Source organism: Phenylobacterium sp. (genome assembly GCF_035309685.1).
Taxonomy (GTDB): Bacteria; Pseudomonadota; Alphaproteobacteria; order Caulobacterales; family Caulobacteraceae; genus Phenylobacterium.
The window spans coordinates 53701-66708 of record NZ_DATGEX010000047.1; the positions used below are offsets into that span (position 1 = coordinate 53701).

8 protein-coding genes are annotated in these 13008 nt (G+C 70.0%); 4 read left to right on the plus strand and 4 right to left on the minus strand.

Annotated features, from left to right (window positions below; genetic code table 11):
* Nucleotides 1-2 precede the first annotated feature (2 nt).
* Both VKQ35_RS15470 and VKQ35_RS15475 read right to left on the minus strand, forming a co-directional pair.
* Nucleotides 3-1934: a PQQ-binding-like beta-propeller repeat protein gene (locus VKQ35_RS15470; RefSeq protein WP_324363179.1), complete on the minus strand. Its 1932-nt coding sequence runs from the start codon at nucleotides 1932-1934 to the stop codon at nucleotides 3-5.
* A 76-nt stretch (nucleotides 1935-2010) separates the two neighbouring features.
* Nucleotides 2011-5367 carry a S41 family peptidase gene (locus VKQ35_RS15475; RefSeq protein ID WP_324363181.1) on the minus strand — a complete coding sequence of 1119 codons (3357 nt, stop codon included), beginning with the start codon at nucleotides 5365-5367 and terminating at the stop codon, nucleotides 2011-2013.
* A 169-nt stretch (nucleotides 5368-5536) separates the two neighbouring features.
* Between VKQ35_RS15475 and VKQ35_RS15480 the strand changes: the two genes are divergently transcribed.
* Nucleotides 5537-6586: an MBL fold metallo-hydrolase gene (locus VKQ35_RS15480; RefSeq protein WP_324363183.1), complete on the plus strand. Its 1050-nt coding sequence runs from the start codon at nucleotides 5537-5539 to the stop codon at nucleotides 6584-6586.
* Nucleotides 6587-6646: 60 nt separating this feature from the next.
* Nucleotides 6647-9097, plus strand: coding sequence for an ATP-binding protein (locus VKQ35_RS15485; RefSeq protein ID WP_324363185.1), 2451 nt, complete (start codon nucleotides 6647-6649; stop codon nucleotides 9095-9097).
* Here VKQ35_RS15485 and parE read toward each other — a convergent pair.
* Entirely contained in the window at nucleotides 9094-11181 is a 2088-nt protein-coding gene (gene parE / locus VKQ35_RS15490; RefSeq protein ID WP_324363187.1) for a DNA topoisomerase IV subunit B, read from the minus strand. The genes VKQ35_RS15485 and parE overlap by 4 nt on opposite strands.
* A gap of 124 nt (nucleotides 11182-11305) precedes the next feature.
* Here parE and VKQ35_RS15495 point away from each other — a divergent pair, with 124 nt between their 5' ends.
* Nucleotides 11306-12220 (plus strand): alpha/beta hydrolase, encoded by a 915-nt coding sequence (locus VKQ35_RS15495; RefSeq protein ID WP_324363189.1) that lies wholly within the window; start codon nucleotides 11306-11308, stop codon nucleotides 12218-12220.
* Nucleotides 12213-12353 (plus strand): hypothetical protein, encoded by a 141-nt coding sequence (locus VKQ35_RS15500; RefSeq protein WP_324363191.1) that lies wholly within the window; start codon nucleotides 12213-12215, stop codon nucleotides 12351-12353. The genes VKQ35_RS15495 and VKQ35_RS15500 overlap by 8 nt, the downstream gene beginning before the upstream one ends.
* Here the strand turns inward: VKQ35_RS15500 and VKQ35_RS15505 are convergent.
* Nucleotides 12322-12999, minus strand: a complete 678-nt coding sequence (locus VKQ35_RS15505) for a hypothetical protein (RefSeq protein WP_324363193.1) — start codon at nucleotides 12997-12999, stop codon at nucleotides 12322-12324. The two genes, VKQ35_RS15500 and VKQ35_RS15505, sit on opposite strands and share 32 nt — an antisense overlap.
* Between the last annotated feature and the right edge of the window lie 9 nt (nucleotides 13000-13008).

Below are 13008 nucleotides of genomic sequence, written 5' to 3' on the forward strand. Positions count from 1 at the left end.
CGCTATTTGCCATCGATCGTGTACGCAAGCAGCACGTTGGTCCCATTGCCGCCGGTGTTGGCGGCGCCGTTGAAGCCGCTGAACACGAACAGACGGCCGCCGGCGATGGCGGCGCCCAGGCCATCCAGGCTGCCGCCCGGCTGGCCCTTCACCTGGTTGACGGTGTCGTAGGTGCGGTCGGTGGTGCTGTCGGCCCAGATCACCTTGCCGGTGGCGGCGTCGTAGGCGCGCAGCCACCCGTCCATGGTGCCGTCGAACACCACACCCGGGATCACCGACGGCGCCTGGCTCTGGGCGCGGACGCAGGCGCCGCCGCCGCGGTCCTTGCTGCGGTCGCCGGCGTAGTGGCAGGGCGCATTGGGCGCATCCACGTGCCAGATGACCTTGCCGGTCGCCGGATCGATGGCGGTCAGGCCGGGCCGCGGCGGGCCAAGCGGCGTTGCGACATTGGAGCGGCCGAGCTTCTTCAGGTTCTCTTCCAAGAGGTTCACGGTGTCGGCGTTGGCGACGTAGAGGCGCTTGCCGTCCGCCGCCATGCCCCACTCGATCCCGCCCAGCGACGAGCCGGAGCCCACGCGTGTGTTCCAGAGCGAGCGGCCGGTGTCGGGGTCCATGCCATAGACCACACCGGACTTCTGGCCGGAGAGCACGATGTCCTTGCCGCTCGCGAGATGGAACAGGATCGGCGAGGCGCCGAAGTCGTAGTCCGGACCGTCGGGGCTGGGGCAGTTGACCGGCTTCTGGGCCGCGTTGCAGCCGACGATGAAGTTGTCCTTCTCGGTCACCTGGTTCGACCAGCGGATCTTGCCGGTCTTCACATCCATGGCGACGATGGCATCGGCGCCCTTGGTCTCGACCTCGGTGTAGCTGTCGCCGGTGGCCACATAGACCAGGCCGCGCTTCGCATCGACCGTCGGGGCCGACCAGATCGCGCCGCCGGCCGGGCCCTGCATCATGGTTCCGGCGGAGTTCTTGTGCGTGTCGCGCAGGGGCTCGGTGATGACCTTGGTCTGCCAGTTGAGCTTGCCGGTCTTCAGGTCCAGGGCGGCGAGCGAGGCCTGGAAGCTGCAGCAGCGGTAGGTCGGCTGGCGCGCGGCGCCTTCTTCGCCCGACGTCAGGGGCACGAACACCTGGTCGCCGGAGATGACCGGTGTTCCGGTGATGCCGGCGATGGTGTTGGTCTCAAGCGAGGGGCTCTTCCAGATCTCCTTGCCGGTCTGGGCGTCGTAGGCGTGGGCCGTGCGGTCGCGGATGCCCAGGATGGTCAGCCAGCCGCTGGGCGAGAGGTCCGACTTCACGATCATCGGGGTGGTGCGCGAGACGGTGTTGTCGACCACCCAGCGGACGCAGCCGGTGTTGGGGTCCAGCGCATAGAACTTGCCCGAGCGGTTGGCGACGAACAGCCAGTCGCCGATCACCGTCGGCATGCCGGAGCTGCCGGACATGGCGAAGGACCACTTGACCTTCAGCCGGGCGATGTCGGCGGTCTTCAGGCCCGGATTGGCCTGGTAGCGGTGGGAGGTCTCTAAGCCCACGCTGGTCCAGTCGGAGCCGGTGGCCTTGATCGGCGGGTTGGTCTCGCACTTGACGTCGACGCCCACGGCCGCGGGCGGGGCCGGTCGGCGCGCGGCGGCGGCTTGCGCGGCGGGCGGCGCGTCGCCGGCGGTCAGGAAGGCGGCGACGTTCTGCTTGTCGGCGTCCGACAGGCCAGCGGCCATGGGCTTCATGACGCCGTTGGTGAGCGCGTCGACGATGGCGGCCGCCGGATAGGTGGCCAGCGTCGCGCGGCTGGGCGCGCGGTCGATGTTCGGCTCGTGGCAGCCCTTGCAGCGGGCGTTGAACACCGTCGCGCCGGCCGCCGCGTCTTGCGCATGCGCGGCCAGGGGAAGGCAGAGCCCCAGCGAAACCAGAGCCGCGGAAATCCAGAGTCTCATGCCAGAAGCCTCCCCAGGCGTTTTCTTTGCACTTTGGGGCCCCCGAGGAGACTCGGCAAGCCGAGTTGACTGCAGATCAGCGCTTTGGCGGCAACCCTTTCAAAAGTTCCGCCACCGCCGCCTCGAGCTGGGTGTCCTTGCCCTGCAGGGTGTCGCCGAGCGGGCGCTCGACCATCACGTCCACCGGCCGTGGATGCAGTTCCATGTCGTCGCCGGCGGCGCCCTGGATGCGGGAAAAGGGCAGGCGCACGATCGAGGCCCCGTCCACCAGCGGGATGTCCGAGGTGAAGATGATCCAGCCGGCGGTCGGCACGCCCACCACCTTGCCGAGCTTCAGGGCGCGATAGCCCTCCGTGAAGTCCTCGGCGTCGGAGAGCGACGACTCATTGGTCAGGAGCACCGTCGGCAGGCCCAAGGCGCGTTGCCCCAGGTACTGGCGGCTCGGCACCCCGGTCTCGCCGCGCGCGGTCATGGTCAGGTAGTTCCGGCGGCTGAAGACGTCGAGGACATAGCCGTTGACGAAGCCGCCGTTGTTGTTGCGCACGTCGATGACCACACCCTCCTTGCCCTGGTTCTGGGCGTCGAGGTCCAGGTAGAGCTGGTCCAGCGCCTCGGAGGACATATCGGCGATGTGGACATAGCCCAGGCGCCCGCCGCTGATCCTGTCCACATAGGCGCGTTGGCTGGTGATCCATTGGCGATAGAGCAGGCCCGAGGCGACAGCGGAAGACACCGGCCGGACAACGGCCTGGCGGGTCGCGCTTCCCGTGCGCACGGTTAGCACCGTGCGTTTCTCCGCGCGGTCGAGCATCAGCTGGTCGAGGTCGACGGCGGGGCCGAGCGGGCGCCCATCGACGGCCAGCAGGACGTCGCCGGGCTTGATGGAGCCCTCGATGGCGGCGGGACCCAGCGTGACCACCTCGCGCACCACCAGCCCTTTGCCGGCCTCATAGGCCTCTCGGTCGAATCGCAGGCCCAGGTCCGCGACCCGCCGGGCCGGCGGGTTGGCCGCGTTGATCCCGGAATGCGAGGCGTTGAGCTCGCCGATCATCAGATTGGTGATGCGGCGCATCTCGTCGGGGGTATGGGCGCCTTCGATGTAGGGCGCAAAGCGAGTCCGCAGCGCGGTCCAGTCCTGGCCGTGGAACTTCGGGTCGAAGAACCTGCGGTCCAGCAGGCTCCAGGCCTGGTTGAACGTGGTGAGCTTCTCCTGGTCGAAGGCGACATCCATCTCGGCGTTCACCGCGATGGCGCGCGGCCGTGGCGCTTCGAGCGGGGTGGTCGTCACGGCGCCGCCGTCCAGGTAGTAGAGGGCCTTGGAGTCGGGGGTGAAGGCGATGAAGCGCTTCGTGCGCCGGGAACTGGCGACCTGCTGCGGCGTCGGCGGCTCGCGGACCAGTTCATCGAGATTGTAGCTGTAGAGCACGCTTTGACCCGACAGGCTGGAGCGGAAGACGAGCGTCTTGCCGTCCGGGCTGATCGCCGGCGCCTCGGCGCTGACGCCCAGCGGCAGGTAGGTGGCGCGCTCGCGGATGCCCTCGAAGACGATCTTCACCGGCTCCATCTTGGGCTTGGCGTCGGGCTTGTCGGCGGCGGTCTTGGCGTCGGCCGTCTTTGCTTCGCCCATCTTGGCTTCCGTGATGCCCGGCGGGTCGTCGGGCCTGGGCGCGGGCGGCGGCGCCTCCGGCGGCTTGACGCCGGGTGAGGTCGGCGCGGCGGGCGGGCGCGGGGCGTCGGGGCGCGTCTCCTGGCGGAACAGGTCGCGGAACTCGTCCTCGCGGTAGCGCGGCACGTGCGGCAGGAGGTCGACGCGCACGATGTGCACGTCCTCCGAGCGCTGGGCGGTGTCGAAGACGATGTATTTGCCGTCCTTGGACCAGACGATGGTCGAGGCATTGCCGTTGGCCAGGAAGCTGACGGGCCGGGCCTCGCCGCCCGCCGCCCCTCCAGCAGCCAAGGGGATGACCCAAACATTGCGGAACGACTTGGCGTCGGAGACGCCGAAGGCCAGCCACTTATTGTCCGGCGACCAGGCCGGCCCCGAGCCGCCGAAGCCAGCGATGAGGCCGGTGAAGACGAGGCTGTCCTTCTGCGCCTCGCCCGCGTCGTTGAGCGCGATGACCCGAAGCTCTTTCCGCTCGCGGACGTAGGCGATCATCTTGCCATCCGGCGACCAGGAGGGGGCTGCGTCGAAGGCCGGGCCGCCTGTGAGCATTCGTTCGCGGCGCGTCTGGAAATCGTAGGTGGCGATGTGGCTCTCCAGGCCGCGCTGGACGACGTAGGCCAGGCGGCGGCTGTCCGGCGACCAGAAGAGGTCGTTCTGGATGCCGCCCTTGTCAGTGACCCGCTCGGCCGGGCCGCCGTCCTTGGCGCTCGCGGCGAAGACCTCGCCGTGGGCGACGACGGCCACCTTCTTGCCGTCGGGGGAGAGCGCCATCTGCTGGAAGCTGGTCTCGTTCAGGCGCCGGTCGCCCGCCGACGCAGGCGCCCCGCGCAAGGCGATCTGCACCTGGGCGGCCTGGCCGGACTTCAGGTCGAGTTTCCAGATGCCGAGGTCGCGCTCGAAGACGATGGCTGCGCCGTCGCGGGCGATCGACGGGAACAGCACGCGGCCGGCGGTGAAGTGGGTAATCTGGGTCGGCTGGCCGCCGGCGGCGGGCAGCTTCCAGAGGTTCTCCGAACCCGAGGCGTCGCTCATATAGTAGAGGGTCACGCCGTCTGGGCTCCACATCGGCCACAGATGCTTGGCGTCGGGGCCGAGCAGGCGCTTGTAGGAGCCGGCCGCGGCGATGGGCTTCAGCCACAGCTCGCCCTCGTCGATGTGGGCGTGGCCGTTGCGCCACCACTGGACGCCGGAGTTGCCCTTGGCGATCAGCGCGATGGCCGCGCCGTCGGGCGAGGGCGCCGAGTTGAACTCCGCCAGGAAGCGCTCGCGGCTGACCTCCAGCGGCGTGCCGCCAGTGGCGGCGACGCGGAACACGTCGGTTTGGCGGCGGACATCATTGGCGTTGGAGGAGAAGTAGATCCACTTGCCGTCGCGCGACCAGGCGTCGAGCTGCTCAGGGGCGTCGGACCAGGTGAGCCGCCGCACCTGACCGGTGGCGAGCGTCACGATGTAGATGTTGGGCGCGCCTGCCCGGGTGGAGGTGAAGGCCATCTCCTCGCCGTCCGGCGAATAGATCGGGCGTTCCTCGGTCGCCGGGTCGGTGACCAGCAGGCGCGCCGTGCCGCCGGCGGCCGGAACGGTCCAGATGTCGCCCCCCGACGCGAAGGCGATCTCTTTGCCGTCGGGCGACAGGGTGGGCGTGGCGAAGGCGGGCCTGCCGACGAGAGCTTGCGGCGAAGGCGGCTGGGCGAGGGCCGCGCCCGCGACCAGAGCCGCCACAACCGCCCCCGCGGCCAGAACCGGCCGCATCACCCGCCACATCGTCATCGAAGCCTGTCCCCGCCACTCGTGGGCGAATTGGTATCGGACCTTGCGGCGGTTGGTAAGCCGGTGGGCGTCAATGCGAATTCCGACTGCGGAATTGCGCCGGACTCCCCGAACCCCTACCAAGGTTCGCCCCAGGCGTAGCCGGGGCGCTGACATCAGGGGATCAGGCATGGGACGCGGACTTTGGCGGGGGGCCGCGGCCGCAGCCGTCTCTGTGGCCCTCTGGGGACTGCTCAGCACGGGCGCGGCGCGCGCCCAGGCGCCGGCGGCGCAGCCCGACACCCTCAAGGTGACCTTCTGCGGCACCTCGGGCCCCTTGCCGGTGCGCGACCGGGCCAAGACCTGCGTGGTGATCCAGGCGGCGGGCAAGCTTTATGCCGTCGACGTCGGGCCGGAGTCGGTCGAGAACCTGATGCTGTGGCGCCTGCCGATGGCCCAGGCCCGCGCGATCTTCCTGACCCACCTGCACTCCGACCACATCGGCGAGGTGGGCGAGTTCAACCTGCAGAGCTGGGTGGCCGGGCGGCCGGCGCCTCTGGCGCTAGTCGGACCGGAGGGGACCGACAAGGTCGCCAAGGGCTTCAACCTCGCCTACGAGAACGATCACGTCTTCCGCAACGCCCACCACGAGCACGGCGAGGTGAAGCTGCCGATCGCCGCGGGTCTCCTGGCGCCGCAGGTGGTTACCCTGCCCAAGCCCGGCCCGGACGGCGGGGCGACCAAGGTGGTCTGGCGCGAGGATGGGCTGACGGTGACGGCGATCGCGGTGGCGCACAATCCGGTGACGCCGGCCTTCGGCTACCGCTTCGACTACAAGGGTCGCTCGGTGGTGATCAGCGGCGACACCCGCAAATGGCCGCCCCTGGCCGCCGCGGCCAAGGGCGCCGACGTCCTGATCCACGAGGCGCAGAACAGCGACATGACCAAGCAGATGTCCCAGGGCCTGAAGATGATGGGCAACCCGCGGATGAGCTCGATCATGACCGACACGCTCAGCTATCACACGACCCCGGTGGAGGCGGCGGACATCGCCCGCATGGCCGGGGTGAAGCGGCTGGTGCTCTACCACATCACCCAGGCGGGTCTGCCGGGCTTCACGCCGGAAGCCTTCACCAAGGGGATGGACGCCGGCGGTCCGCTGGACTGGCGGATCGCCAAGGACGGGACGACGATCGAGCTGCCGGCCGGCTCGAGCGAAATCCGGTTCGGCCAGAACTGAGGCCGCGCGCGCGGCTTCACCGTTAACGGATACTCAGGGCGTTTAGCCCACAACCGGAGCATGCAGCCGACAAGCTCAGCGGACGTCGCCTCGGAGAAGCGCCACGAGTGGTTCGCCGACCTGGGGCCGGTGGCCCTCACCATGACTGTGTTCCTGTTGGCGCTCGCAAGCATCCATTTCGGGCGCGAGGTCGGCCGGATCGCCGCTATCTGGCCGGTCAATGCGCTCCTGCTGGTGGCGTTGCTGCGCAGCCGGGGCGCCGCGTGGATGCGTTATCTCGCCGCGGGTCTGGTCGGCGGACTAGCCGCGGACCTGGTCATCGGTGATTCCCTGACGACGGCGGTGGGGCTGACCGCCTGCAACCTCGCGGAGGCGGGTGTCTGCGCGGCGCTGATCCGCCGGTTCGCCGGCCGGAACATCGACCTCGGCCTTCAGCGCCATCTGATCGTTTTCCTGCTCGCCGCGGCGGTCGCGCCGCTGGTCTCGGGCGCCGGCGCGGCCTTGGTCCTCGCCGGGCGGCACCACGCCACCTACTTCGCCAGCGTGCGCGGCTGGTACTCCGCCGACGCGCTGGGCCTGTTCCTGGTGACGCCGGTGCTGCTGGCGGTCACAGGCGAGAGCCTGCGCGCGCTGGGCCGGACACTGCGCCAGCCACGCGGCTGGCTGTCGCCGGCCGCGCTGACCGCCACCCTGTTGCTGGTCTTCTCGCAGAACACCGCGCCGCTCTATTTCCTGATCCCGGCCGCGCTCACTCTGATGGCCTTCGAACTGAACCTGGCCGGGGTCGCGATCGGCCTGCTGATCACCGCGACCGCGGGCGTGGTCATGACCATCGGCGGGCACGGCGGGCTGATGGCGGTCCGCGACGGGCTGACGTCGCGCCTGGAGTGGTTCCAGATCTTCATCGCCATCATCAGCGTGACGATCCTGCCGGTCGCCGCCGCTCTGGCCACGCGCCGGCGGCTGGAGGCCAATCTGCGCGAGGCCAACCGGCTGTCGGCCCTCACCGAGCAGATCGCCGGCATCGGCTATTGGCGCAACGACCTGGTGACCGGCCGGCGCACCTGGTCGGAGCAGGTGTTCGCGATCCACGGCCTTAAGCCGGCCGACGTCTGCTCCGATCAGCCCTATGCGCTCAACCTCTATCGTGAGGGCGATGGGCAGAAAGTGGTGGACGCGATCCGCCGCACGGTGACGACCGGCAAGCCTTTCGACCTGAAGCTCACGCTCACCCGCGCCGACGACGGGCGTGAGCGGGTGGTCGCCTACAAGGGCGAGGGCGAGCGCGACCAGACCGGCGCGGTCTGCGCGGTCATGGGCGTGATCCGCGACGTCACCGAGGAGGAGACCGCGCGCCAGGCGATCGAGGACGCCGCGGCCGCCAAGTCGCTGTTCCTGGCCAACATGACGCACGAGATCCGCACGCCGCTGACCTCGATCCTGGGGTTCGCCAACCTGCTTGCCGGCCAGCCGGACCTGAACGAGACCGCCCGGACCCGCGTGGCCCGGGTGGTCAGCGCCGGCGAGGCTCTGCTGTCGGTGGTCAACGACGTGCTGGATTTCTCCAAGCTGGAAGCCGGGCGGTTCGAAATCCTGCCCAAGGCGGTCGCGCCGGCCGAGCTGTTGCGCGAGACGCTTCTGATGTTCTCGCCGCAGGCCGACGCCAAGGGCCTCAGCCTGACCTTTGAGGCCGACAGCTTGCCGGCCTTCGTGCTCATCGATCCGGACCGGCTGCGGCAGATCCTCATCAATCTGGTGGGCAACGCCATCAAGTTCACCGACCAGGGCGGCGTGCATCTGACCGCGGCCTATTCCGCGCGGACCGGCCAGCTGCGGGTGCGGGTGGAAGACACCGGCGAGGGGATGACCAAGGCGCAGCAGAAGAAGCTGTTCCAGCGGTTCTCGCAGGTTGACGCCTCCTCGACGCGGCGCCACGGCGGCACCGGGCTGGGGCTGGCGATCAGCAAGGGGCTGGCCGAGGCGATGGGCGGGACGATCGGCGTCGCCAGCAAGGCCGGCGTCGGCTCGGCGTTCCACTTCCGGATCGATGCGCCGGTCACGCAGGCGCCTGCGGCTGAGGCCGAAGAGATCGCGGCCGGTTCGGCCCTGCAGGGTGTGCGCGCCCTGATCGTCGACGACAATCCGATGAACCGCGAACTGGCCCGCGCCGTGCTGGCCCCGTTCGGGGTGGAGATTTCGGAGGCCGCCGACGGTCTGGCTGCGGTGGCCGCCGCGGCGCATCCTTTCGATGTGATCCTGATGGATATCCGCATGCCGCGGATGGACGGGCCGGCGGCGCTGGCGCAGATCCGGTCGGGAGACGGCCCCAATAGAGACGCGCCGATCCTCGCCTTCACCGCCGATGCGCAGGTGGCCGGCATCGGCGAGCCGCGCGGCTTCGACGGTCTGGTCCGCAAGCCGATCGTCGCCATGGCGCTGGCGCAGGCCATCAGCGAGGCGGTTTGCCGCGAGGCGCAGCCGGGCGTCGGCCGCGACGAGGCCGCCGCCTAGACGTCCAGGTCGGCCACCGCGAACTCGGCGTTCTCCTGGATGAACTGGAAGCGCAGTTCCGGCTTGCGGCCCATCAGCTGTTCGACGAGCGCCTCAACGCCCTCTTCGGCGCGGGGCAGGGTGACGCGGGCGAGCGTCCGCTTGGCCGGGTCCATGGTCGTTTCCTTGAGCTGCGACGGCATCATCTCGCCCAGGCCCTTGAAGCGGCTGATCTCCGGTTTCTTGCCCTTGAACTCACCGGCCAGCAGCTCTTCCCGATGGGCGTCGTCGCGGGCATAGACGATCTTGGTCCCATGGCTCAGGCGGTAGAGCGGCGGCAGCGCCAGATAGAGGCGGCCAGAGCGGACCATCTCCGGCATGGTGCGGTAGAAGAAGGTGATCAACAGGCTCGCGATGTGGGCGCCGTCGACATCGGCGTCGGTCATGATCACCACGCGGTCGTAGCGGAGGTCCTCTTCCTTGAACTTCGCGCCGCCCTGGACGCCCAGCGCCAGCAAGAGGTCGCTGAGTTCCTTATTCTGACCCAGCTTGTCCAGCGTCGCCGAGGCGACGTTGAGGATCTTGCCGCGCAGCGGCAGGATCGCCTGGCTCCTGCGGTCGCGGGCCTGCTTCGCCGAGCCGCCGGCGCTGTCGCCTTCGACCAGGAAAATCTCGGTGCCGTCGATGGCGTTGCCGGAACAGTCGGCGAGCTTGCCTGGCAGGCGCAGCTTGCGGGTCGCCGACGCGCGGGCGACCTCCTTGTCCTTGCGGCGTTTCAGCCGTTCCTCGGCGCGCTCGATGACGAACTCGAGCAGGGCCGAAGCCATTTTCGGCTGCGCCGTAAGCCAGTGGTCGAAGGGGTCACGGATGGCGGCCTCGACCAGGCGCTGGGCGTCGGCGGAGGAGAGGCGCTCCTTGGTCTGCCCCTGGAACTCGGGGTCGCGGATGAAGACGCTGACGAGCGCGCCGGCCTGGGCGATGACGTCGTCGGCGGTGAGGATCACGCCGCGCTTGTCGCCGGTGAGCTCGGCATAGGCCTTGAGGCCGCGGGTCAGCGCCGCGCGCAGGCCCGCCTCGTGCGTGCCGCCCTCCGGCGTCGGCACGGTGTTGCAGTAGGACTGCAGGAAGCCGTCGGCCTCGCCGAAGCCGGCGGGAGTCCAGGCGATGGCCCACTCCACCTTGCCGGTCTCGCCCGGGCGGGAATAGCGGCCGGCAAAGGGCTCTGGCGTGACCGTCTCGATGTCCTTGACCCGCTCGGCCAGGAAGTCGGCGAGGCCGTTGGGGAAGCGGAACGTCGCCTCGGCCGGGGTCTGGTCGTGGATTCGGGACGGATCGCAGGACCAGCGGATCTCGACGCCGCCGAACAGATAGGCCTTCGACCGCGCCATCCGGTAAAGCCGCGCCGGCTTGAAGGCGGCGGCCTCGCCGAAGATCACCGGGTCAGGGGTGAAGGCGATGGCGGTGCCGTGCTTGCGTGTGGGGCCCAGCTTCTCGATGGAGCCGATGGGCTTGCCGCGGGTGAAGGCCTGACGCCACTCGAAACCGTCCTTCCAGGCGGTGACCTCGACCCGTTCCGAAAGCGCGTTGACCACGGAAACGCCGACGCCGTGCAGGCCGCCGGAGGTCTCATAGGCCTTGCCGGAGAATTTCCCGCCGGAGTGCAGGACGGTCATGATGACCTCCAGCGCCGACTTGCCGGGATGCTTCGGGTGCGGGTCCACGGGGATGCCGCGGCCGTCGTCGGTGACTGTGAGTTGGCCGTCGGCGTCGAGATGGACCTGGATCAGCTTGGCGTGGCCGGCCACGGCTTCATCCATGGCGTTGTCCAGCACCTCGGCGAACAGGTGGTGCAGGGCGCGCTCGTCGGTGCCGCCGATATACATGCCCGGGCGTTTGCGGACCGGCTCCAGCCCTTCCAGCACCTCAATGTCCTTGGCCGAATACCCACCCGTCGGCGCATTGGCGGACGCGGCGGCCGGCGCGGGCGGCGGGCTCGGACGTGGCTCATGACTCTGGGCCAGCGGCGAGGCCGGCGCAGGGTTGAGCGCGTCGTCGAACAGGGACGCTTGCGGCTGGGCGGCGGGCTTGGCGGAAGGCGGGGACATGGACCGGTAAGCTTGGGACGATTCCTGGAAGCGCCCGATATGAATCGCCGCGCGCGCGAACGCAATGTGGCCTCTCGACAGGGACGGCCGGCCGGGCTCCTAATCCAGAGAAAAGGGTGGGTGGATGTCGAGCTGGAAGGATCCGGAAATCGCGGGCGTCCGCGCCCTGCTGGCCTCGCGCCAGCCTGCGCCGGGCGAACCGAGGCCGAGCATTGAGGCGCGCCGCGCGGCGTCCGATGCGTTTGGGGAAATGGGCTCCCTGCCGCCGGGGTGCCGCCACGAGCCGATGATCGCCGCGGGCGTGAAGGGCGAGCGGGTGATCCCGGCCGGCGCGCTGGAGGGGCGGCGCATGCTCTATCTGCATGGCGGCGGCTACACCGGCGGCAGTCCGCGCAGCCACCGGCCGTTGGCCGCCAGGCTGGCCGAGGCGTCGCGCACCAGCGCCATTGTGGCCGAATACCGGCTGGGGCCGGAGCATGCCTGTCCAGCGGCGCTGGAGGACGCCATCGCGGTCTACCGGTGGATGCTGGAGGAGGACGGCGCGGAGCCCGAGCGGACGATGGTGGCCGGCGACTCCGCGGGCGGCGGACTCACGCTCGCCCTGACGCTGGCGCTCAAGGACCTTGGCCTGCCGCAGCCGGCCGGGCTGTTTGTGATCAGCCCCTGGGCCGACCTGACCCAGAGCCACGCGAGCTATCACACCAAGGCCGCCGATGATCCGATGATCACCAAGCAGGGCCTGGACGACAGCGCCAAGGCCTATCTGGCGGGCTTCAACCCGCGCGATCCCCGGGCCTCGCCGGTGTTCGGGGACTTCGAGGGCGTCGCGCCGATGCTGATCCAGGTGGGCTCGGAGGAGGCGCTGCTGGGCGACAGCCTGCTGCTCGCCGAGCGCGCCGGTCACGCCCGCGTCGAGGTGCGCCTGGAGGTCTGGCCGGAGATGATCCACGTCTGGCACGCCTTCGGCGGCCAGCTGGGCGCCGCGCGCCGGGCGATCAAGGCGGCGGGCCAGTGGATGGACGCTCGGATGGGTGGCTGAGACGTCCGTGCGGCGGCGTCTGGCGGGCCTGGCTCTGGCCACGGCGATCGCCCCGCAGGCCGGCCAGTCCTACAAGCCGCTCGGCCTGGCGCCGGCGCCGCTCAGCGGATCGCGTCGGTGGTCGCCGCGCTGATCTCGAAGGGGAAGTTGACCGCGGCCGGGGTGGGCTTGCCGCCCAGCAGGGCCGGTTTCACCTTCAGATAGGGCGCGAGCCGCAGGATCATGGTCCCCATGCCGACGCCGTAGGGCTGCTGGTAGACGACCATGCAGTCGTAGGTCGTGCCCAGCCGGCCGATGAGGCAGTTCAGCACCGCCGAGCCGGGCTTGCCGTACTTGGCGACCGCGGGCGTCGCGTTGGTGGCGAAGTCGCCCTCCTTAGGCGGGACCTGCCAGGCGACCGGCGTCTCGACCACGGGCCAGCTGGCGGTGATCACCACATCCGTGCCGGCGGGCCGCGCGTCGGACGGGCGCAGACGATACTTGGGCGCCAGGCTCAGCAGCGCCTGGCCAAAGGCCGGACCGCCCCGCTGGATCATCACCGTGCAACCTTCCAGCACGCCGGACGGCCCCGCCGTGCAGTGGGCGGCGGCGCTGCCCTCGGTCTTGCGCGGCGGCGTGGCGGCGGTGACCTCGGCGTCGGTCGGCAAGGCGTCGACCGCGGGCTTGGCGCCCCCATAGAGGCTGGCCGCACCTGGCTGGCCGATCTGTTGGGCCGCCGCGCCGCCAGCCGCGCTCAGAGCGACAACACCTGCCAGGGCGGTGAGAAGCCGGGTCCGCATCGGGTGTCC